The sequence below is a fragment of the Vibrio sp. 10N.261.46.E11 genome, from assembly GCF_041472735.1.
Lineage (GTDB): Bacteria > Pseudomonadota > Gammaproteobacteria > Enterobacterales > Vibrionaceae > Vibrio.
The window spans coordinates 1-22,833 of the sequence record NZ_JBFRQW010000018.1 but is presented as its reverse complement, the minus strand read 5'-3'; the positions used below and the strand labels follow the sequence as shown (position 1 = coordinate 22,833).

At 44.9% G+C, this 22,833-nt stretch carries 16 protein-coding genes; 9 read left to right on the top strand and 7 right to left on the bottom strand.

What is annotated here, in order from left to right; all coding sequences use genetic code 11:
- Position 1 precedes the first annotated feature (1 nt).
- The 4 genes from hutU to hutC all read right to left on the bottom strand — a co-directional run bounded on the left by hutU (position 2) and on the right by hutC (position 4,885).
- A complete protein-coding gene (hutU, locus tag AB4407_RS05875; RefSeq protein ID WP_048615115.1) occupies positions 2 to 1,696 on the bottom strand; it encodes a urocanate hydratase in 1,695 nt (564 codons plus the stop codon).
- Between the two features lie 60 nt (positions 1,697 to 1,756).
- Positions 1,757 to 2,821, bottom strand: a complete 1,065-nt coding sequence (gene hutG / locus AB4407_RS05870; protein WP_372119517.1) for a formimidoylglutamase — start codon at positions 2,819 to 2,821, stop codon at positions 1,757 to 1,759.
- Positions 2,808 to 4,058, bottom strand: a complete 1,251-nt coding sequence (gene hutI / locus AB4407_RS05865; protein ID WP_372119515.1) for an imidazolonepropionase — start codon at positions 4,056 to 4,058, stop codon at positions 2,808 to 2,810. The genes hutG and hutI overlap by 14 nt, the downstream gene beginning before the upstream one ends.
- Positions 4,059 to 4,171: 113 nt before the next feature.
- Complete coding sequence (gene hutC, locus AB4407_RS05860; RefSeq protein WP_372119513.1) at positions 4,172 to 4,885, bottom strand: histidine utilization repressor; 714 nt, start codon at positions 4,883 to 4,885, stop codon at positions 4,172 to 4,174.
- A 447-nt stretch (positions 4,886 to 5,332) separates the two neighbouring features.
- On the opposite strand from hutC, the gene AB4407_RS05855 reads away from it, so the two are divergent.
- The 6 genes from AB4407_RS05855 to yqfB all read left to right on the top strand — a co-directional run bounded on the left by AB4407_RS05855 (position 5,333) and on the right by yqfB (position 10,159).
- Positions 5,333 to 6,076 (top strand): sporulation protein, encoded by a 744-nt coding sequence (locus AB4407_RS05855; protein ID WP_016789246.1) that lies wholly within the window; start codon positions 5,333 to 5,335, stop codon positions 6,074 to 6,076.
- A gap of 383 nt (positions 6,077 to 6,459) precedes the next feature.
- Entirely contained in the window at positions 6,460 to 8,388 is a 1,929-nt protein-coding gene (thrS, locus tag AB4407_RS05850; RefSeq protein WP_029223062.1) for a threonine--tRNA ligase, read from the top strand.
- A 2-nt stretch (positions 8,389 to 8,390) separates the two neighbouring features.
- Positions 8,391 to 8,942: a translation initiation factor IF-3 gene (gene infC, locus AB4407_RS05845; protein ID WP_077680304.1), complete on the top strand. Its 552-nt coding sequence runs from the start codon at positions 8,391 to 8,393 to the stop codon at positions 8,940 to 8,942.
- Between the two features lie 104 nt (positions 8,943 to 9,046).
- Entirely contained in the window at positions 9,047 to 9,241 is a 195-nt protein-coding gene (rpmI, locus tag AB4407_RS05840) for a 50S ribosomal protein L35 (RefSeq protein ID WP_004738430.1), read from the top strand.
- Between the two features lie 42 nt (positions 9,242 to 9,283).
- Complete coding sequence (rplT, locus tag AB4407_RS05835; RefSeq protein WP_004733517.1) at positions 9,284 to 9,637, top strand: 50S ribosomal protein L20; 354 nt, start codon at positions 9,284 to 9,286, stop codon at positions 9,635 to 9,637.
- Between the two features lie 204 nt (positions 9,638 to 9,841).
- Positions 9,842 to 10,159: a N(4)-acetylcytidine aminohydrolase gene (gene yqfB / locus AB4407_RS05830; protein WP_372119511.1), complete on the top strand. Its 318-nt coding sequence runs from the start codon at positions 9,842 to 9,844 to the stop codon at positions 10,157 to 10,159.
- A gap of 118 nt (positions 10,160 to 10,277) precedes the next feature.
- On the opposite strand, the gene AB4407_RS05825 is transcribed toward yqfB, so the two are convergent.
- The 3 genes from AB4407_RS05825 to AB4407_RS05815 form a co-directional block, all read right to left on the bottom strand.
- Positions 10,278 to 11,516, bottom strand: a complete 1,239-nt coding sequence (locus AB4407_RS05825; RefSeq protein WP_372119509.1) for a leucine-rich repeat-containing protein kinase family protein — start codon at positions 11,514 to 11,516, stop codon at positions 10,278 to 10,280.
- A 147-nt stretch (positions 11,517 to 11,663) separates the two neighbouring features.
- The gene (locus AB4407_RS05820) at positions 11,664 to 12,242 is read right to left on the bottom strand and encodes a TetR/AcrR family transcriptional regulator (protein ID WP_372119507.1); all 579 of its coding nucleotides are present in this window, start codon (positions 12,240 to 12,242) and stop codon (positions 11,664 to 11,666) included.
- Positions 12,239 to 13,675 carry a coniferyl aldehyde dehydrogenase gene (locus tag AB4407_RS05815; RefSeq protein ID WP_372119505.1) on the bottom strand — a complete coding sequence of 479 codons (1,437 nt, stop codon included), beginning with the start codon at positions 13,673 to 13,675 and terminating at the stop codon, positions 12,239 to 12,241. Before AB4407_RS05815 ends, AB4407_RS05820 begins: the two co-directional genes overlap by 4 nt.
- A gap of 560 nt (positions 13,676 to 14,235) precedes the next feature.
- On the opposite strand from AB4407_RS05815, the gene speA reads away from it, so the two are divergent.
- The 3 genes from speA to AB4407_RS05800 form a co-directional block, all read left to right on the top strand.
- Positions 14,236 to 16,143: an arginine decarboxylase gene (gene speA / locus AB4407_RS05810; protein ID WP_372119503.1), complete on the top strand. Its 1,908-nt coding sequence runs from the start codon at positions 14,236 to 14,238 to the stop codon at positions 16,141 to 16,143.
- Positions 16,143 to 17,069 carry an agmatinase gene (speB, locus tag AB4407_RS05805; protein WP_372119501.1) on the top strand — a complete coding sequence of 309 codons (927 nt, stop codon included), beginning with the start codon at positions 16,143 to 16,145 and terminating at the stop codon, positions 17,067 to 17,069. Before speA ends, speB begins: the two co-directional genes overlap by 1 nt.
- Positions 17,070 to 17,793: 724 nt before the next feature.
- Positions 17,794 to 22,833: retention module-containing protein (locus AB4407_RS05800; RefSeq protein ID WP_372119499.1), on the top strand; the 5,040-nt coding region annotated here is incomplete at its 3' end.

The window sequence follows — 22,833 nt, the reverse complement described above, 5'->3', positions numbered from 1 at the left end:
ATTAAAGGCGACGAAGTTCTTCGTTTAGCATAGGTAAATCAAGCTTCTGCTCTTTAGCGCACTGCTTGGCAATATCGTAACCCGCATCAGCATGACGCATAACGCCAGTGGCCGGATCATTGTGAAGTACGCGAGCAATACGCTGTGATGCATCTTCACTGCCGTCACAACAAATCACCATTCCTGAGTGTTGCGAAAAGCCCATGCCAACGCCACCGCCATGGTGCAGAGAAACCCATGTTGCGCCGCCTGCAGTATTTAGCAGAGCGTTCAATAGAGGCCAATCTGATACAGCATCTGATCCATCCATCATGCCTTCTGTTTCGCGGTTCGGGCTTGCTACTGAGCCCGAATCTAGGTGGTCACGACCGATAACAACTGGTGCTTTCAATTCGCCATTTTTCACCATTTCATTGAATGCTTGTCCTAAACGTTCACGATCTTTCAATCCAACCCAACAGATACGAGCTGGTAGGCCTTGGAACTGAATGCGTTCACGCGCCATATCTAGCCAGTTATGTAGATGTGGGTTGTCAGGAATCAGTTCTTTTACTTTTTGGTCTGTTTTGTAGATGTCTTCTGGGTCGCCAGAAAGGGCAGCCCAACGGAACGGACCGATGCCTTCACAGAATAAAGGACGAATATAGGCAGGAACGAAACCTGGGAAATCAAATGCGTTTTCTACGCCTTCTTCCAGTGCCATTTGGCGAATGTTATTACCGTAATCTACAGTCGCAGCACCTCGATATTGTAGGTCGAGCATCGCTTGAACTTGAATCGCCATCGATTGTTTCGCGGCTTTCACCACTTTTGCTTCATCAATGGTGCGCTCTTGCGCTGCTTTTTCCATTGTCCAACCTTGCGGCAAGTAACCGTTCAGTGGATCGTGGGCAGAGGTTTGGTCGGTCACTACGTCAGGCGTGATGTTACGTTCGACTAACTCTGGGAAGACGTCTGCGGCGTTACCTAATAAGCCAACAGAGATTGGCGTGTCTGATTCTTTAATCATAGCCATTGCTTCATCTAAGCTGGTGGCTTTTTTGTCGACATAGCCTGTACGCAAGCGGTAATCGATTCGTGATTCATCACATTCAACCGCAATCATCGAGAAGCCAGCCATAGTCGCTGCGAGAGGTTGAGCACCACCCATACCGCCGAGGCCACCAGTAAGAACCCATTTGCCGTTTGCTTCGCCTTGAAAGTGTTTCTTCGCAATCGCGACAAAGGTTTCATAAGTACCTTGAACGATGCCTTGTGAGCCGATGTAGATCCAGCTACCGGCGGTCATTTGACCGTACATCATCAAGCCTTCTTTATCGAGCTCGTTGAAGTGCTCCCAGTTGGCCCAATGTGGAACAAGGTTAGAGTTAGCGATCAACACGCGAGGTGCGTTTTTATGAGTCGGGAACACGCCTACAGGTTTACCTGATTGAACAAGCAGCGTTTGGTCGTCTTCTAAACGCTCTAATACTTCAACAATCTTGTCATAACATTTCCAATCACGCGCTGCGCGACCAATACCACCATACACAACCAGTGCATGTGGGTGTTCTGCCACATCAGGGTCTAGGTTGTTCATTAGCATACGCAGTGGTGCTTCTGTTAACCAAGATTTAGCGCGCAAAGTGGTGCCATGAGGTGCGCGAATTTCGCGAGTCGTGTCGAGACGAGGGTCACTGTTGTGGTGTTCCGTCATTTTGGAATTCCTTCTGTTTCACGTTATATCGTTGTAGTTGTAGTTATCGGTATATCTGGATTAGTCGTTGGCCATTGCAGAGGCAATATCCCAACACAAACGAGCAGCCAATCGAGCCGTTTGGCCATCGACGTCGTAGTCTGGGTTATATTCCGCAATGTCCGCGATAATGAGTTTTTCACTGTGTTTAAAAATCTGTTCTAGAAAAGGAGCGAGTGTTTCATAGCTCACGCCTCTTGCCGCTGGTGCACTGACACCCGGCGCAGTCGCCGCAGGGAAGACATCGAGATCAATGGTGAGATAGAGGTAATCACACTCATCGATGAATTTTTGCAACTTAACCAATTGAGCGACTTGGTTTACTTGGGTGATATCGCGGTCATGTTCGTACCACACACCAAGCTGGTCGGCTTTGTTGAACAGTGCTTTGGTATTGCTGGCTGCACTCACACCAAGACACGCGTAATGAAATGGCCACTGATGTGCATGGCAGTAATCGCTGATCTGGTTAAAAGGCGTGCCTGAACTCGGTTTAACGTCAGCGATGTCGCTTTCAAATTCACGAAGATCAAAGTGAGCATCAAAGTTAACGATGCCGATCTTAGGTTTGTGTATAGGCTGATCTTTATCAAGACGTTCAGCTTTATGGAGGCGTTCCGCTTGATGTAAATGCTCAGCGAGCCCTTGGAACGATGCCCAAGCCACTTCGTGACCGCCGCCAAGGGTAATCACTTTGCTGGTAGCTAAAGCATTGGCAATCAAAGAAGCACACTGCTTTTGACTGACTTCTAATTGACCATCATTGCACTCGATATCACCGAGATCCGCGATGTGTGCGTCACTGTGCCAAGCCATATTCGCCAACGCTTGACGAATCAGGTTAGGTGCTTGTTTCGCGCCCACGCGTCCTTTATTTCTGGCAACTCCGGCATCGCTGGCAAAGCCAACTAAGGCGATAGCGCTGTCAGTCAGCTCGTCACTTGAATCACTACTTTGCACTTGCTTGGTAATGTGATGAACGCGAGTGCCGAGTGCGCCATCTTCAAGATCATTGCGGCCATTCCACACAAAGTTATGCACGGTTTCTACGTTTTCTTGAATACCGTGGGATTTAGATTGAGTCATGACACACCTCGCCATTAACAATGCGTTTATGCAGATGAGGAACACCGACTTGATAACTTAGATCGGCAGGGTGCTCGATATTCCAGATCGCTAAATCAGCGACATAACCCACTTCGACTTTGCCTTTGGTTTGTGAGTCGCCAATGGCAGCGGCAGCATGACAAGTCACACCGCGCAACGCTTCTTCAGGCGTCGTGCCAAACAGGGTGCAGCTCATGTTCATCATTAGCGTTAGGTCAGCAAAAGGAGAAGTACCGGGGTTTAAGTCGGTCGCTATCGCCATCGGAATGTTGTGTTCGCGAAGTAGGGCAATAGGTGGCTGTTGAGTCTCTTTTAAGAAGTAGAAAGCGCCGGGAAGCAAGGTGGCAACTGTGCCTGATTCCGCCAGTACTTTTACTCCGGCTTCATCAAGGTATTCAACATGGTCAACAGAGAGTGCGTCGTATTTTGCTGCAAGTGCGCTGCCACCCATATTCGAGAGTTGTTCTGTGTGGCCTTTAATCGCTAGCCCATGTGCTTTGGCAGCTGCAAAGACGCGTTCGGTTTGTTCTAGGTTGAAGCCGATAGATTCGCAGAACACGTCAACTGCATCAGCTAACCCTTGCTCTGCAGCTTTAGGGATAATCTCTTGGCAAACCAGATCAATATAACGATCGGGCTGCTCTTTATATTCAGGTGGTACAGCATGGGCTGCGAGGAGAGTAGTGGTGATCTTAATACGACGATGATTTTCTAACGCTTTAGCCGCGCGTAACATCTTCAGTTCGTCATCAAGCGTTAAGCCATAGCCAGATTTTACTTCGATGCTGGTTACACCACTTCTTAGCAGGCCATCGAGTCTCGGTAACGCCATTTCAACCAGTTCAGACTCTTGTGCTGCGCGTGTGGCCGTGACTGTCGCTAGAATACCGCCGCCTTGCTTAGCGATGTCGGTGTAAGACACACCATTCAAACGCTGTTCAAATTCGTTGGCGCGGTTGCCTGCAAATACAAGGTGAGTGTGGCAATCAATCAGCCCTGGGGTGACGAGCTTGTTTTTGCAGTCATAGGTGGTGTAATCCAAAGAACCATCAACACTTACTTGTTCTAACTCAGAAGCAAGTGTGCCTTGGTTTGAACAAGAGATGGACACGAACTTACCGTCTTCGATAACAATATCTCGAGGGGAAGAGGGCTGATAACCGTCGACTCCCGAACTCATGGAGACCACTCGTGCGTTTTTGAGGATCAAATTCATAATCACCTAGATCTTTGTTAAACATTAAATGTATATACAAATAAATAGGCTAAACGCTGACCTGAATCAAGTTGATGTTGCAAAAATGTGATCAGCGATCAGGATGATGTTCTTTAATCTAGGAGTATCTTGGAGCTTAATTTGTATTTAGAGCCAGGATGATAGAGCAATGCAAAGCTGATGAGGCGTTCTTTGCTCCATGTTCTTCTATTCAAAAGAAGGCAAGGCTCTGATTCAGAAAGCTTTAGTGATGTTCTGATTTGAGAGTCTGGAATAATGGCTTCAACCGTGTGCTCGATAGCACTTAGCGGGCAGCTTTTTGAAAGATATTCATTGGGGGTAGAGATTGAAAAGTCTTGCTCTAGATATTTTGGAGCGGCTTGAGAATTCACCCAACGAGCTTCCAGTTGTATCGGCGTATTGTCGGCAAAGTGGATGATTTCACTATAGAATACTTCTGCATTGATCATCACGCCTAACCGTGTGGCGGTGCTTTCATCAGTCTTGATGCTATCGTGTTTGATCACTTGGCTAGTATACGTTTGGCCACGGTCTTTGATCTCTTGCGCGATATTGTTGATATCAAGTAGCGGAGATTGTGCTTTTTCGTCGGGCTCACAAACAAAAGTACCCAGCCTTGGCTTCCTGATGAGCTTGCCTTCAGACACAAGATCTCGAATGGCTTTATTCACCGTCATTCTACTCACGTTGAACTGTTCTGTGAGTTCGAGTTCGGTGGTAATTTGATAACCCACCGGCCAGTGACCATTGGTAATTTTGTCATCTATGAACTGTTTTATCTGAAGGTAGAGCGGCGCTTTCGACATAATGAAACCTTATTTGACTATACAAATAGAGTAACGGAATTTTTCACGATTTCAACATTTCCTCGGGCAATGTGACCTTATTCAACATAGATGGGGCAAATTGCTTGATTCTGTGAGGCAAGTGTCGCAAATTGTCACGCAATAACTATTAGGGCATGTTGATCTTTCGAGCTGGTTTTTGCAGCGAGTTGCTGGTTATTTATACAAGGTAGAGGGTTTGATGTGTAGCTAGCCTACATGAGAAGCCGATAACGCAGTAGGAATGACCAGCAAACGCTGCCCGAAGGGTTCGGCTAAAAGCGTTTTACTCTTTGTTGAGGGAGATTTGCTTAGAATGACTAGGCTACTTCTCCCTCGCCGCGATTAAAACGCTTTTATCTCGAACAAAATTTAACCACGAAAGGTCAACACGCCCTAGTTAATCAAATAATTAGAAAGGGAAATAATATGTTTAAGAAATTAAAGGCCTCGTTGGGCATTGGTGCAGCAAAGGTTGATACCGTCTTAGATAATATTGAAGTTTTCCAAGGTGGCGAGTTGTCAGGCAATGTTCACATTGTTGGTGGCGACGTTGAGCAACAAATCGACCTGATTAACTTGGTTCTCAACACAGAAGTAAAAGTAGAAACAGAAGACAGCACTAGCTATGAAACTTTTTCACTCGGTCGTATTCAAGCCGTAGAGCCTTTCGTTATCCAACCGGGCGAAACCAAACTGGTTCCATTCCGCCTTAAGTTAAATGATGAAACGCCAGTCACCGCGTTGAATGCACAAATGAACCAATGCCATGTGTGGGTTGAAACCAACCTAGATATAGGCTTCGCGATTGACCCTAAAGACCGTGACTTTATCTCCGTACATCCACTGCCAACAGTTGCTAAAATCATCCAAGGTGTGGAAGCATCGGGCATGGCAATGGTGAAAGCAGACGTAGAGAAAGGCTTCTTAAAAGGCAATAGCTTTGCTTCACGCTCTGGCTGTTACCAAGAGATTGAATTTCGCAGCGGCGGCTTCATGAATAATAAAGAGATCGAGCTGTCATTCATCGTTGAAGGCTCAATGGTTCACTGCTTAGCCGAAATTGACCGCTCAATGAGCTTCCGCGGCGACCAATACATCTCATTCAGCCTACCTGCAAACGCGGCTGACTCAGATATCCGCAATGCAGTTTCAAGAATCATGAGTGCGTAGTTGCCTTTCTGTGAGTAGTCGCTTTTTCTATTAATAGAGACAAGACAGTACGATTTCTATAGCCGAACTTAAACGTTCGGCTTTTTTGTATTGTAGATAAAGCCAACGAATTAATGATTGAGCTATGGGTAAGGCGTTAGAAGGATCTATATAGAAGAGACATTTCAGTCATATAGTTTTGTGGTGCTGCGGGACTAACATTGTCATTTCATATTATTTCGTTACAATGTTCGGCTACTCACAGATGTGGCATCTGTATTTGCTTCTATGTGGGTATCTTTATTATGCATATATCCCCAATCAGCGTACTAGTTGATTGAAAGACATATATTAAACATTTTCATGTGTTGCTTGGTGTGCAACACCACTGTAAAGGACAAATAATGCCAATTATTACTCTTCCTGACGGTAGTCAGCGTCAATTTGACAACCCTGTATCAACTCTAGATGTTGCCCTATCAATCGGTCCTGGTCTTGCGAAAGCAACCATTGCTGGTCGTGTAGATGGCGAGCGTGTTGATGCTTGTGATCTTATCGAAAACGATGCAAGCCTAGAAATCATCACAGCTAAAGATGAAGTTGATGGCCTTGAGATCGTTCGTCACTCTTGTGCTCACCTTTTAGGCCACGCGATTAAGCAGCTTTTTCCAGAAGCGAAAATGGCGATCGGTCCTACCATCGATAACGGTTTCTACTACGATATCGACCTTGAGCACTCTCTAACGCAAGAAGATCTAGAAAAGATTGAAAAGCGTATGAAAGAGCTAGCGAAGACCAAGTATCAGGTTGTTAAGAAGAAAGTTAGCTGGCAGGAAGCGCGTGACGCATTCGAAGCTCGCGGCGAGACTTACAAAATCGAAATCTTGGATGAGAACGTTTCTAAAGACGATCGTCCAGGCCTGTACCATCATGAAGAATACATCGATATGTGTCGTGGTCCACACGTTCCACATATGGGCTTCTGCCAACACTTCACGCTACTTAACGTAGCGGGTGCTTACTGGCGTGGTAACAGTGACAACAAGATGCTTCAACGTATCTACGGTACTGCATTCCACGACAAGAAAGCGCTTAAGGCTCACCTAGTGCGCCTAGAAGAAGCGGCTAAGCGTGATCACCGTAAAATCGGTAAGCACTTAGATCTATTCCACATGCAGCAAGAAGCACCAGGTATGGTGTTCTGGCATCACAACGGTTGGACTATCTTCCGTGAGCTAGAAGTATTTATTCGTCAGAAGCTGACTGAGTACGATTACCAAGAAGTAAAAGGCCCATTAATGATGGACCGTGTTCTTTGGGAACGCTCTGGTCACTGGGATAAGTACGCTGAAGCGATGTTCACGACTTCTTCAGAGAACCGTGAATACGCGATTAAGCCAATGAACTGTCCTGGTCACGTTCAAATCTTCAACCAAGGTTTGAAATCTTACCGTGATCTACCGCTACGTATGGCTGAGTTCGGCTCATGTCACCGTAACGAGCCGTCTGGCGCACTTCACGGCATTATGCGTGTTCGTGGCTTCACTCAAGATGATGCTCACGTATTCTGTACTGAAGACCAAGTTCAGCAAGAAGTTAAAGCTTGTATTGAAATGGTTTACGATACTTACACAACTTTCGGCTTCGAAAACATTGTTGTTAAGCTATCTACTCGTCCAGAACAGCGCGTAGGTTCAGACGAAATGTGGGACCGTGCAGAGGCCGATCTTAAGCAAGCGCTTGAGGCGATGGAGATTGCATACGAGATTCAAGAAGGCGAGGGTGCGTTCTACGGACCTAAGATTGAATTTACTTTGCATGATTGTTTGGACCGCGCATGGCAATGTGGTACAGTGCAGCTCGATTTTGCATTACCAGAACGTTTAGGTGCAACTTACGTAGGTGAAGATAACGAGCGTCACACGCCAGTTATGATCCACCGCGCGATTTTAGGTTCACTAGAACGCTTCATCGGTATTCTTATTGAAGAATACGCTGGCTTCTTCCCAACGTGGTTGGCGCCAGAACAAGCAATTGTTATGGGCATTACAGACAAACAGTCTGAATATGTACAAGAAATTGCGAAAAAACTGCAAAAAAGTGGATTTAGAGTCAAAGCAGACTTGAGAAATGAGAAGATTGGCTTTAAAATCCGCGAACATACTTTGAAACGTGTACCGTTCATGCTTGTGTGTGGTGACCAAGAAATGGAAGCCGGCGAAATTGCAGTACGTACACGTAAAGGTAAGGACCTTGGCAAATTTAAAGTGGATGACTTTATTTCATACATCCAAGCCGAGGTTTCAAGCCGTAAGCTCAATCTGGAGGAATAGCTATTAAAGGCGGAAGACGTGGCCAACAACCGGCCAAACAAAACCAGCACCGTTTAAACGGTGACATTCGTGGCGTTCGTGAAGTGCGTCTAACTGGCGCAGACGGCGAAGCTGTTGGTGTAGTAACAATCGCTGAAGCGATGGAAGCTGCAAATGAAGCTGGTATGGATCTTGTAGAGATCAGCCCTAACGCCGAGCCGCCAGTTTGTCGTGTGATGGACTACGGTAAGTTCCTCTTCGAGAAGAGCAAAGCTGCGAAAGAGCAGAAGAAAAAGCAAAAGCAGGTTCAGATCAAGGAAATTAAATTCCGACCTGGAACTGATATTGGAGACTATCAGGTAAAACTACGCAACCTGACTGGTTTCCTTGAAGACGGCAACAAAGTGAAGGTAACAATTCGCTTCCGTGGCCGCGAAATGGCTCACCAAGAAATCGGTGTTGACGTTCTTAATCGTTTGAAAGTAGATACTGAAGAATTTGCAGTTGTCGAATCTTTCCCAACGAGAATTGAAGGTCGCCAGATGATCATGGTGTTGGCCCCTAAAAAGAAGTAATTAACGGCTTTGCAAGTAATTAAACCCTGCAGCCTCAGGTTGCGGGGTTTTATTCGCCCTAATTACTATGTTATTAACAACTCAACAATGCGGAGTTATTCATCATGCCTAAGATGAAAACCAACAAAGGTGCTGCTAAGCGTTTCCAGAAAACTGCTGGTGGTATTAAGTTTAAGCACGCTGGTAAACGTCACATCCTGACTAAGCGTACTACTAAGAACAAGCGTCAGCTACGTCCGAACTCGATCCTTCCTAAATGTGAAGTTGCTCAAGTTCTACGTATGATGCCATACGCTTAATTCTTTTTAGTTTATAAATTCGTTTAGTTTAGGAGAAGCATAATGCCTCGCGTAAAACGTGGTGTACAAGCTCGTGCACGTCATAAGAAAGTTCTAAAACAAGCTAAAGGTTACTACGGAGCACGTTCACGTGTTTACCGCGTAGCTTTCCAAGCAGTTACCAAAGCTGGTCAATACGCTTACCGTGACCGTCGCAACAAGAAACGTCAATTCCGTCAACTTTGGATTGCACGTATCAACGCGGCATCTCGTCAAAATGGTCTATCTTACAGCCGTTTCATCAATGGCCTTAAGAAAGCATCTATCGAGATCGACCGTAAGATTCTTGCTGACATCGCAGTATTCGACAAAGCAGCATTTGCTGTTCTAGTTGAAAAAGCGAAAGCATCTCTATAATTTAGAGTTAGCTTAAAGGTTTAATAAAAGGAGAACTTCGGTTCTCCTTTTTTATTGCCTGCTATTTGGCTTTGCCGCATTCTCTCGCATCTCGCATCTCGCATCTCGCATCTCGCATCTCGCATCTAATTTTTTATTCGCTTGAACAAGTATTCTGGTATATAAACATTTACCTAACCTTTAAATGTTAAGCGACCGAGATAAATGACCGCACCTACTACTATGACGTTCTTCGAACGTTTTGAAACCGATATCCTTTCAGGCAAAAAGACCATTACTATTCGCGATGAATCTGAGCGTGACTACCAGCCGGGAAGTGTTGTAGAAGTATCAACGCTAGAGCAGGGACGTGTATTCTGTAATCTTAAGATCATTAGCGTAGAACCAATCTTGTTTGATGACTTAGGTGAATTCCATGCGGTGCAAGAGAACATGACGCTAGATGTCCTCAAGGGTGTGATTCAAGATATCTACCCAGGGATCTCTGAACTGTATGTTGTCTCTTATGAGTTGGTAGTTTAAGCCTTATTGGATTCACTAAATTCCAAAACAAAAAAAGCTAACGACAAACATTAGCTTTTTCATTTCTGGAGAAATTTGATTGAGCGCTAAGCTTGGTAGCTCTTATGCGTGATAACTCTTATGCGTGATAGCTTTCGAGTTTCTTATACAGCTCTGAATTGATATCGCTTGTAGCGCAAACCGTCAATAGGTCTTCAATAAAGTACTTCAGTGCACGCGCTTCAATTCGACGAATGCCTTGTTGCTGCTCTTCCGTTAAGTAACCGTAAATAGTGGCCGCTCCGAAGTCACCAAAGATCATCTGACCTTGCTCGTTAACTAAAGTGTTGTGTGCGTATAGATCACCATGACAAACTTTGTTGGCATGTAGGTGTTCAAACACATCAATCATCTGTTCGGTAATGCTATTGATCTGAGCAATTGAAAGCTTAAAGCCTTCGTTGAATGTATCACGAGTGCAGCTTTCAAGAGTAGGGGGCAAACCTAGGTTGTAGAAGTTGCTCGGGATAAGCTCCATCACCAATGCTAGGTAGTTCTCTTCATCAACTTGAGCGATAGACTTCACTAGGTTGCTATGATGACCAGCTTGAAGACATGCTTCAAGTTCATCGTGTGGGTAACCGTCACTGGTCACTTCGCCTTTGAATACTTTAACCGCCACTTCTTGTGGGAAATCAAAGTCACCGTTTAACCAGTTAGCATGATAAATTACACCAGACGCACCTTGGCCCAGCACTTGATTGAGTGAGTAGCATTGCGAGCTTACGGCAGGCACGCTATCTAAGCTGCTTGGATGTTTGCAAAAAGGGTTACCCGCAAACGCTAACCAAGCCAGTTTTGGTAGTTTGATAAGGAACTCTGGGAATTCAGTCAGTTGGTTTGCAGACAGACGAACCAGTTCAAGGTTTGATAGGTTTTCCATACTTTCTGGTAAAACACGAATCTTGTTACCTGCCAATGCGAGCTTTTGCAGGCGTGGTCTTTCACCTAGTGAGTGAGGGAGAACCTCGATCGCATTGTCTGTCAGGATCAACCAACGTAATTGAGCAGGTAAAGATTGCTCGCTGACGCTTTTAATTTGATTAGATTTGAAGCCAACCATTTCGAGCTTAGGAAGAGTACCTAGAACATCAGGAAGGTGCGTGAACAGGTTGTTCGAAGCGAAGATAATACGCAGGTTAGTAAGCTGTGCTAATTCTTGTGGAAGCTCTGATAGCTGATTCCCCGAAAGATCCAGAATCTCTAGCGAATCGGAGAGCTCTAAGATCTCTAATGGAAACTCAGTGAGACCTTCTGACAGTTTTAAGCGCTTAATCCCTTTAAGTTGCCCTGATTTAAGTTGTTCTAGAGTATGCAAACCTTAGCCTTATGAATAGATGTTCGAGGCGCGTAGTTTACTTGTCTCAACCAAGAAAGGCGAGCCTCTCGAAGAGTGCTCGCTTAACGAATTTAACTTACTTACCTTGATGCTTGTCTGCTTTATCGCACTGTAGCGTTTTGGGAGCTATTGTTTTTTCCCACCGACAGCTCGCCAACACATGTCAAAGCTATCGCTGATGTACTTGGCTGACTGCTCTGGTGGTAACTCATTCTGCTCAATCAACCAGTTTGCACAAATCAAAAAGTGGCTGTGGATGAAGTGCCTAATAAGATTGATGTCTAACACCATTAGCTCACCAGTTTCTTGTCCTTTCAAAATGATCTGGTCTAATGATGCGAACATCTGCGAGACGATGACTTCTCGAGTTTGAGTCGTCGGATCGAAATGAACATTGGTGAAGAACTTCATCGCAACTGGATTTTCTAACGCCCATTCAAGCCCTGTGAACCACATGAACTTAAAGGCTTGGTAGCGATCTTGTTCAGCGATTTCTGTGTGCTGGTCAAGGGTAGAAAATAGCTCTATTTTCAGTTCACGAAACAGTTCATCAATCAGTAGAGATTTGTTCTCAAAGTGATGAAACAGTGTCGCTTTTGCGACGCCTGCTGTTTTCGCTATTTGTCCTGTAGATGTGCCCTCTAGCCCTTGCTGAGAGAAGAGCAGGAGTGCAGCATCTAGGATTTTTTGCCTTTTCGTAATCATCTATTTAGTACTTTGAACAGAATCTTTTTAATTGGGTTGTTGTAAGGAGAGTGCATTAACTTGGTGAAGTTAATTTTACCTCTGCTTAGAACGGTCTTGGCATGGCTAAAGGTCTTAAAGCCTTCAATGCCGTGGTAGTGTCCCATGCCTGAAGGGCCAATGCCACCGAACGGTGCGTCTTCTGCTGCCACATGCACTAGCGAGTCGTTAATACAAACACCGCCAGAATGCGTATTCGATAAGAACTGATCTTGGATCTGTTTATCATGGCTCATCAGATACAGAGCAAGTGGACGTTCTCTTGCTGTGATGTAGCTGATCGCTTCTTCAATAGAGTCATATGGCACAATCGGCAGAACGGGTCCGAACAACTCTTCTTGCATCGCTACCATGTCGTCGTTCACTTCGGTAAGAAGGTGTGGCGTCATTCTGTGATTCACATCGTCTTGTGCTTGCTCGGTAACGGTGTGAATAACCGCGCCTTTAGATTGAGCATCTGCAATCACACCCTTCAAGCGATTGTATTGGCGCATATCGATCACTGAGGTTAAGTCTTTGCTTTCAATTCCCGCTTTATAGAGCTTCTTGAAGTAGCGCTTGTAAGCCGTGATAAATGCATCAACTTTTTCTCGTGGCAGTAAGATGTAGTCAGGTGCGACACAGATTTGACCTGCGTTTAAGCTCTTGGCAAACAGGATGCGTTCAACGGCGTCAGCGACATCAAAGTCCGGAGCAATAATCGTTGGAGACTTGCCGCCCAATTCCAAGGTTACAGGCGTTAAGTTATCAGCTGCTGCTCTCATTACGTGCTTACCCACAGAGGTCGACCCTGTGAATAGAATATGGTCAAACGGGATCTGGCTAAATTTCGCGGAAACGTTAGCTTCACCTTCGATAATCGCAACCTGATCTTCGTTAAATCCTTCAGCCAACATGGCTTTTAAAACTCGGTTTGTCGCTGGAGTGAACTCAGACATCTTGAGCATTGCAGTATTACCTGCCGCCAACGCAGTGATGAGGGGCCCTAAAGAGAGCATCACCGGGAAGTTCCAAGGAACAATGATACCGACAACACCCACTGGCTGATAATGAACGGTGATCTTCGCGGGTGTCAGCATTAAGCCTGCTTTTCTGCGAGATGGCTTCAACCATTTCTTAAGGTTCTTCAGGCTGTAATTGATCTGGTGAAGAGAAGGGGTGATATCAGCAATCAAGCTGTCGTGTTTTGCTCGATGGCCATAATCTTCAGACACCGCATCAATCAATTGCCCTTGGTAGCGCATTAGCAATGCTTTTAATTTTGAGAGGTCTTTTCTTCTCTGCTCAAGCGCTGGATTAACATTACTGCGGTAGTGATCTTTTTGTCGGTTGAATATTTGATCCATGTCGTTGATGTTCGACGTGGTTGGTTCAAGGTCTAGATTATGGCTCATAGTATCCCCTAAATTCGAAAACTGACCGATTGGTTGGTCGGTTGAGGTTACAAGAAGATCGAACCGAATACAAGGTATGCGCGAAAAAAGTTCAATAATTGAGCTAGGACAGTCTTGAAATGGACGCGTTGCGGTTAGAAGGATAGATATTAATCTGTATTGGAGCAGGAGAGGCAAGCGATCTTGGTAATAACGAGATTTGTAATAGGCAAGTGCCCATATTTGTCACAACCCTGACTTAACTTGACCAGATTAGCCAAGAGTTTTATGTGTCTTTGGTATTTTATTCACCTGATTTTTTGTTAGAAAGTGCTTTAAATCTAATGCGCTTCAGTCTGTTTTTTTGCCTAAAACCTTGTAATACCTTACCTGTCACTTTAAGTTGGTTCGACGATAAAAGAACGTAATCGTAACCACAAATATCTATGGTTGGACTCGCTCTTCATAATATCGGTTAATGCAGCCAACAAATCGTTTTTGAGCGTTTTTTGTTGGGTTATACCTCGCTATTCCAAAGAGGTATCTTCTGTCGATGGCCCTATAGTGTGAGGTCTCTAGAATTGGAAAATTCGGTTAATTTGGAACGCATCCGTGCTGAGTATAATGTAAAGCACTGGAGCCAAGGTTTTTATGGAATTGATGATAATGGCGAGGTGTATGTTTCACCGAGCGAAACCGATCATCAAGTTCCTCTTAGTCAGATCGTAAAACAGTTAGAGCAGAGAAATATTGGTTTGCCTGCTCTTGTGCGTTTTCCTCAAATAGTGCACCAACGTGTGCACAATATCTGTAACGCATTTAACCAAGCGATCGACGAATATCAGTACGACAATCGTTACCTACTTGTTTATCCGATTAAAGTTAACCAACAAAAAGAAGTGGTTGATGAGATTTTAGCGAGCCAAGCTCAATTAGAGCAAAAGCAGCTAGGCCTAGAGGCGGGCAGCAAGCCTGAACTATTAGCGGTATTGGCACTGGCTCAAAAAGCGAGCTCGGTGATCGTGTGTAACGGTTACAAAGACAGAGAATACATCCGTCTTGCGCTGATTGGTGAAAAGCTGGGTCATAAAGTCTTTATCGTTCTAGAGAAGTTGTCAGAGCTTGATCTTGTTCTTTCTGAAGCGAAAGCGCTTGGCGTGAAACCTCGTTTAGGTTTACGTATTCGTCTTGCTTCTCAAGGCGCAGGTAAATGGCAAGCAAGTGGTGGTGAGAAGTCGAAGTTTGGCTTGTCTGCATCACAAGTGCTTACTGTTATCGAACGTTTGAAAGCTGAAGACCAGTTGGATGTTCTAGAGCTCGTGCACTTCCACCTTGGTTCACAAATGGCGAACATTCGTGATGTGCGCAATGGTGTGAGTGAAGCGGCTCGTTTCTACTGTGAACTGCGTGATATTGGCGCTCAACTGAAGTTCTTGGATGTTGGTGGCGGTTTGGCGGTCGATTACGACGGCACACGTAGCCAATCTTCCAACTCAATGAACTACGGCTTGCTTGAGTACGCTCGCAACATCGTAATGACAGTAGGGGATATTTGTAAGCTCTACAATCAGCCACAACCTGTGATTATTTCAGAATCTGGTCGCTCGCTGACAGCGCACCATGCTGTACTGATCACCAACGTTATTGGTACTGAAAGCTACTCGCCGGAAGACATGGCAGCACCAGAAGCAGACGCGCCAATGTTGCTAAACAACATGTGGAAGAACTTCTTAGAGCTCGATGCTGGTAATGATGACCGTGCGTTGATTGAGATCTACAACGACACGCAGAGTGATATTGCAGAAGCGCACAACCAATTTGCGACTGGTATGCTGAATCTTCAGCATCGTGCTTGGGCAGAGCAAATGTCTTTGCGTATTAACTACGAGCTTAGCACTCGCATGAGTACTAAGAACCGTTACCACCGTCCTATTTTGGATGAGTTGAGTGAACGTTTGGCCGATAAGTTCTTCGTGAACTTCTCTTTGTTCCAATCGTTGCCAGATGCTTGGGGTATCGATCAGGTGTTCCCTGTATTGCCTCTAAGTGGTTTGGATAATGCGGACGAGCGTCGTGCAGTGGTGCTGGACATCACTTGTGACTCTGACGGTACGATTGACCAGTATGTTGATGGTCAAGGCATTGAAACAACATTGCCAGTGCCAGCGTGGAACCCTGATGAACCATACCTAATGGGCTTCTTCCTAGTTGGGGCGTACCAAGAGATCTTGGGCGATATGCATAACCTATTTGGTGATACGCACAGTGTTGTGGTGAATGTTGATGAGAGCGGAGAAGCGAACATTGACTACATCAACGAAGGCGATACGGTTGAAGACATGATGCGTTATGTTCACATTGATACGGATCTGATTCGTCAGAACTACAAAGATTTGGTCACGGCGAAAGTACCAGCACAAGAGCAGCAAAGCGTACTTGAAGAGTTAGAGCAAGGCTTGATGGGTTACACCTATCTTGAGGATTTTTAATGAACGATCTATTTACCAAACCAGATTACTCGCTGTACTCCAACGCGATGACTTTTATGCGTCGCCCATTGGTACAGAACCCAATTGATCACGATGCTGATGTGGTTGTGTTGGGCGCGCCGTTAGATATGGCGACGTCGGGTCGCCCGGGCGCTCGTATGGGGCCTGATGCGATTCGTCGTGCGTCGGTAAACTTGGCGTGGGAAGGCAAAAAGTTTCCTTGGGACTTCAATGTATTTGAACACACCTCGGTGATTGATGCTGGCGATCTTGTGTTTGATTGCGGTGATGCAGAAGACTTAACTCAGCGTTTAGAAGCAGCCGCTGATGCGATTTTAAACAGCGGTAAAACATTGTTAGGGTTAGGGGGCGATCACTTCATTACACTGCCTTTGCTTAGAGCATACGGCAAGAAGTACGGTGAGATGGCTCTGATTCACTTCGACGCACATACTGACACCTACAACCAAGGCAGCCGTTACGACCACGGCACCATGTTCTACCATGCACCAAACGAAGGGCTAATCTCGCCTGAGCATTCAGTGCAAATTGGTATTCGCACTGAGTACAAACAGGAAGGTCACGGCTTTAATGTCATCAATGCGATGCAAGCGAATGACATGAGCGTGGATGAGATCATTGCTCAAGTGAAAGGCATTGTTGGTGATAAGCCAGTTTACCTAACGTTTGATATTGACTGTCTGGACCCTGCATTTGCTCCGGGTACTGGGACACCAGTGTGTGGTGGTTTGAATTCAGATAAAGTGCTCAAAATCATCCGTGGCTTACAAGGTATCAACATGGTTGGTATGGATGTGGTAGAAGTGTCTCCAGCCTATGACCAAAGCGAAATTACGGCTCTAGCTGGCGCAACTATCGCACTTGAGCTGCTTTATGTTTGGACTGCAAATCGCTTAACAAAATAAAATAGTTAGCGAGCCATGTTGAACGTGACAATCTCGTTTTACGGATAAACACCATATTGCGGTACATGATCTTCTAAAAGCCGCCCGAGTTAAACTCGGGCGGCTTTTTTGTATCTATTGTTTTGTCCTAAAACGTATTCCTTTTGATATGTGTATATCCAATGATAAGTCATGACTACTGTTCCTCCACAGCACCTTAATATGTTGATAGGCACATGTGAAACTGGCGAAATATACGCTTAATAAATGGTTTTCATCCGCTTTGTGCTGAACATTGTCTCAAGTTTGGGGCTACTCTCTGCTTTATTGCTATCACATCGTTTGCCTCAAGCAATGTCTTATATTCGATCATGATTTATCTACATTATTCCTGTATATCTTTATAGGATTAAAGAGACGCAATATCACTATGGGTTTATTTGCATATAAATCAATGCACTACTAACGTTTAATTTGTGTTTTAGAAATCCTTAGAGAATAAGTGAATTTGTGAAAAGGAGTCTCTTAGCACAGACATGGCATTTTTTATGAGGAAGACTAGGCTTAACAGTAAGTAAACTATAAAAAAACAGGTTAAATACTTATCTCTTTTCAACTCGAAGAGGCACAACAAAAGATTGGCCATTGATGAGGGGGTAAGTATGAATTTGATTAAAGCCTGTAATGATTAACAAAAATAATTTGTACAGCTCTAGATAAGAGTGCTTGTGATAACGGGGGATATATGGATATTGAGGTTTCGCGCCAAGCTGCGGTTGTTGAAGCAGTAAGTGGGGATGTGGTTGTAGTAACGCCTGACGGCAACCCAAAAAAAGTTTTAGTTGGCGATATCATCCGTGAAAATGAGATAGTCATTACCGCAAATAATGCAGAACTGGTATTAGGTGCTCCAAATGGTGAAGTCCTGGTTGGCGAGAATTGTGTTGGATGTATTGATCAGGAATTGTCTTGGGCTGATGCCCCTATCGCCGGAGAGGTCAATTTCGATCTAGAGCAGTCTGACGACGGAGCCTTTACTGACGATGATATTGCGGCAATCCAAGAAGCTATTTTAGGCGGCGCCGATCCGACTGAAATTTTGGAAGCAACGGCTGCTGGTGAAGGGCTAGGCTCTGCAAATGCTGGCTTTGTTACGATTGAATACAATAATATTCAAACTCAGCCCTCGACATTCTTTGAGACATCAGGGCTTGCGAAAGAAGAGGTAGAGGAAAGTCGAGAGGAATTTAGAACGATCACCCGTTCAGCTGGTGGTCAATCGATCAGCGAATCAGCCACTGAAGGTTCCATTTCTGGCAATACCTACCCCCAATCTATTACGACCACTGAAACGATTATTGCGGGCAGTTTAGCTCTAGACCCAGATTCTTTTGTCCCAGACACACTATCCCTTGCTTCACTCCTAAGTGAGCTTAATAACGACATTACATCAAGCGGCCAAGCTGTCACGTTTACTTACGACTCGGTGACGAATTCCATTGTTGGTGTCCAAGGTACTGACGAAGTATTACGTATCGATATTGATGCTACTAGTGTTGGCAATAATATCGATATCTCGTTAACCACCACGATTTCTCAATCTATTGATCATGTTCCGTCTATCGGTGGTGGGCAGGTCTCTTATACTGGCGATCAAATTAACTTTGCTTTTGATATTCAAGGTGAAGACTCCGCAGGAAACCCAATAGCATCACCAATTAATGCGCTGGTTACTTTATTTGACGGGGTGAATCCGTCTGCTGAAAGCGTGAATATCAATAATGTAGAAACGAGTAGTGCACCTATTGAAGGCACTTTTTCTAATATTGGAAGTGATAAACTTCAATCTGCTGTCTTTGATGCCAGTGCGTTAGAAGAGTTTGATGGGTTGCTCAGTGATAACCAAAATACGGCTGCAAGACTATCTGATGACGGAACAACGATCACTCTGTCTATTCAAGGGAGAGGTGAGGTTGTTCTCACAATCTCCCTCGATACCGATGGCACATATAATTTCCAACAGTTTAAACCAATAGAAGAAGTGAGCTCCGACACGCTTTCATTCTCTCTACCGATCACGGTTACCGATTTTGACCAGGATGTCGTAACGAATACGATTAAGGTTGATATCTCTGATGGTGATAGCCCGTTCATTATTAATGTTGATGGCATCGATGTTGATGAGTCAGGCATTGTTGGCGGGTCACAAGAGGGAACAGCCCCAGTAGGTGGTATTGGCAGTATCACAGCAAGTGTTTTTGAAAGTGACATTATTGACCATTACGAACTTGAACCGACTGAATTTAATACAACGGGAGCCTTGGTTTCTAATGGTGCTGCCGTTCAATTAGAGTTAGTTAGTCAAACCAATGGTGTGAGAACGTATGAAGGTTATGTTGAGGTCAATGGATCTCGAATTACGGTCTTCGACGTTAAAGTCGATAGTCCATCATTGGGGAATTATGAATTTACTCTGTACGAATCGCTTTCACACCAAGGTGCTGAAGGTGAGTTGCTAACCTTTGTATTGCCCATTTACGCGGTTGACGCGGATGGTGACCGCTCTGCACTATCTGGTGGGTCAAATACACCAGAAGCTGCTGAGATCTTAATCAGTGTAAAAGATGATGTGGTCGAACTCATCGATAATGTCGTTTCCGTCGATGAACCGACCTTAGCTGGTGATACTGTTGTTTCTTACAATCTATTCAACTTTGAGGGTGCGGATGGTTCGACAATCCAATCATTGTCTTACGATGGGGTCGAATACAAGTTAGACCAAAATCTACTCCCAGATGCGGCACAAACTTTCCCATTTACAGAAGGGATTGCAACGATTTCACTCAATGGTGATTTTAGTTTTGAAGTCGCTCGTGATATCAACCACTCAAGCAGCGAAACCATAGTAAAACAATTTGCCTTTTTAGCTGAAGATGCTGATGGCGACGAGAGCTTTTCAACGCTTGATCTTAGTATTACTGATGGCCAAGATCCGGTAATTAACCTAGTTCCACCAGTGACATTATCTGAAACGAATCTTGGTGATGGATCTTCGCCAAGCGGAAATGCGGTTAGCGCCACTGAAACGATTACGTTTACAGCCGGTAGTGATGATGTCGCGAGTTTTCGAATTGATCCAAACTTGTTCAATACTAATGATGCGCTCAAATCGAATGGGCTTGTCGTTGAACTCAAGGAAGACCCCCAGAACTCAGGTACTTACATAGGTTTTGTTAACGATGGGGTAAACCCTGATGTCCCAGTATTCACGATTAGCTTTTCTACCAGTACATTAGGGGAATACACCTTCACGCTGCTTGAAGCGTTAGATCATGAAGATGGCCTTGCAAATAACGAGCTAAGTTTTGAACTGCCTGTTTACGCCGTGGACACTGATGGCGATAGCTCGCAAATTTCCCCGCTTACAATGACCATCGGTGATGATGTGCAAATCATGAAAGATGGTGTGCTCAATATTGTTGAACCGACGGTTGCGGATTTGACTGCTGGTAAGGTGACGACTGCCACCATTGATGTGATGCCTGATCAGAGTGCTGATGGCGCGACCATTACCCAGATCACGTATGATAATACCGTTTATACCTTGGATCAGAGCTTAACGGGAGAGCAACTGATTCCAGTTTCTGAGGGCAAACTGTTCGTTACCCTTGAAGGTGAAATACGCTTTGAACCCAATCGCGATTTAAACCACACAAGCAGCGAAGATATCGTTAAGACGATCGTGGTTACGTCAAGTGACTTTGATAAAGATCCGGTGACATCCACCGTTACTTTGACCATCACCGATGGTGATATTCCAATTATCAATACTATTCCAAGCGTCACGCTATCAGAATCTAACCTTACAGATGGCTCGGCAGCAAGCAATGTTCCTGTGAGTCAAACTGAGACTATTCAGTTCACCAATCAAAGTGATGATGTAGTCAAGTTCCGTATCGACCCTGCTCAATTCAACACGAACGACGCGCTTAAATCGGGCGGGTTGGTTGTTGAGCTTAAAGCTGATCCAAACACGACTGGTGCTTATATCGGCTTTGTGAAAGATGGAGCCAACCCAGAAGTTCCGGTCTTTACGATTAGCTTCTCTACCAGCATTGTGGGTGAGTACACCTTTACTCTACTTGAAGCATTAGATCATGCTGATGGCCAAGCAAATAATGAATTGAGCTTTGATTTACCCGTTTACGCGGTCGATCGTGATGGTGATGATTCATTGATGTCGCCATTGAAAGTGACGGTCAGCGATGATGTGCAAGGCATGCAAAACCAAACGTTAACCATTACTGAGCCAACGGTGGCTGATTTGGCTGCTGGTGTTGTTACGACTGGCACTGTTGATGTGATGCCAGTGCAAAGTGCAGATGGTGCAACAATCACTCAGTTCGTTTATGACGGACAACTTAGAACATTGGTTCAAACAGATACTGGTGAGCAGCGGTTTGGTTTCACTGAAGGGACGTTAGTCATCACCCTGCAAGGTGAAGTGCGCTTTGAACCCAATCGCGATTTAGTTCATACAAACAACGAAGACATCGTTAAAACAATCGTAGTGACGTCAAGTGACTTTGATAAAGATCCGGTGACATCCACCGTGACTTTGACCATCACCGATGGTGATATTCCAATCATCAACGCCATTCCAAGCGTCACTTTATCCGAATCTAACCTTACAGATGGCTCGGCCGCAAGCAACGCTCCGGTGAGCCAAACTGAGATTATTCAGTTCACCGATCAAAGCGATAATGTCACCAGCTTCCGCATTGATCCAAGCTTATTTAATACCAACGACACACTTAAATCGAATGGGTTGGTCGTTGAGCTTAAAGCCGAACCAAACACGACTGGGGGGTACATCGGCTTTGTGAAAGACGGAGCTAACCCAGAGGTTCCCGTCTTTACGATTAGTTTTTCTACTAGCGCGGTGGGTGAGTACACCTTTACTCTGCTTGAAGCATTAGATCATGCTGATGGCCAAGCGAAGAATGACCTGAGCTTTGAACTACCTGTCTTTGCGGTCGACCGTGATGGTGACGACTCATTGATGTCGCCATTGAAAGTGACGGTCAGCGATGATGTTCAAGGCATGCAAAATCAAACGTTAACCATTACTGAGCCAACGGTGGCTGATTTGGCTGCCGGTGTTGTTACGACAGGCACTGTCGATGTGATGCCAGTGCAAAGTGCAGATGGAGCAACAATCACCCAGATCACTTACGATAATACCGTTTACACTTTGGATCAGAGCTTAACGGGAGAGCAGCTTATTACTGTACCTGAGGGCAAACTGTTCGTTACCCTTGAAGGTGAAATACGCTTTGAACCCAATAGAAATTTAGATCATACGAACAACGAAGACATCGTTAAAACAATCGTAGTGACGTCAAGTGACTTTGATAAAGATCCGGTGACATCTACCGTGAAGTTGACCATCACCGATGGTGATATTCCAACGATTAATACCATTCCAAGCGTCACTTTATCAGAATCTAACCTTACAGATGGCTCGGCAGCAAGCAATACTCCGGTGAGCCAAACTGAGATTATTCAGTTCACCGATCAAAGCGATAATGTCACCAGCTTCCGCATTGATCCAAGCTTATTTAATACCAACGATACACTTAAATCTAATGGGTTGGTCGTTGAGCTTAAAGCCGATCCAAACACGACTGGGGGGTACATCGGCTTTGTGAAAGACGGAGCTAACCCAGAAGTTCCTGTCTTTACGATTAGCTTCTCTACTAGCACGGTGGGTGAGTACACCTTT

What these genes read in the sequence shown, in the direction of transcription:
- hutI (WP_372119515.1), bottom strand. Translation starts at nt 4,058, where the DNA reads ATGAATTTGATCCTCAAAAACGCACGAGTGGTCTCCATGAGTTCGGGA.
- rpmI (WP_004738430.1), top strand. Translation starts at nt 9,047, where the DNA reads ATGCCTAAGATGAAAACCAACAAAGGTGCTGCTAAGCGTTTCCAGAAA.
- AB4407_RS05820 (WP_372119507.1), bottom strand. Translation starts at nt 12,242, where the DNA reads ATGATTACGAAAAGGCAAAAAATCCTAGATGCTGCACTCCTGCTCTTC.
- AB4407_RS05815 (WP_372119505.1), bottom strand. Translation starts at nt 13,675, where the DNA reads ATGAGCCATAATCTAGACCTTGAACCAACCACGTCGAACATCAACGAC.
- AB4407_RS05855 (WP_016789246.1), top strand. Translation starts at nt 5,333, where the DNA reads ATGTTTAAGAAATTAAAGGCCTCGTTGGGCATTGGTGCAGCAAAGGTT.
- speB (WP_372119501.1), top strand. Translation starts at nt 16,143, where the DNA reads ATGAACGATCTATTTACCAAACCAGATTACTCGCTGTACTCCAACGCG.
- hutU (WP_048615115.1), bottom strand. Translation starts at nt 1,696, where the DNA reads ATGACGGAACACCACAACAGTGACCCTCGTCTCGACACGACTCGCGAA.
- hutG (WP_372119517.1), bottom strand. Translation starts at nt 2,821, where the DNA reads ATGACTCAATCTAAATCCCACGGTATTCAAGAAAACGTAGAAACCGTG.
- rplT (WP_004733517.1), top strand. Translation starts at nt 9,284, where the DNA reads ATGCCTCGCGTAAAACGTGGTGTACAAGCTCGTGCACGTCATAAGAAA.
- hutC (WP_372119513.1), bottom strand. Translation starts at nt 4,885, where the DNA reads ATGTCGAAAGCGCCGCTCTACCTTCAGATAAAACAGTTCATAGATGAC.
- thrS (WP_029223062.1), top strand. Translation starts at nt 6,460, where the DNA reads ATGCCAATTATTACTCTTCCTGACGGTAGTCAGCGTCAATTTGACAAC.
- yqfB (WP_372119511.1), top strand. Translation starts at nt 9,842, where the DNA reads ATGACCGCACCTACTACTATGACGTTCTTCGAACGTTTTGAAACCGAT.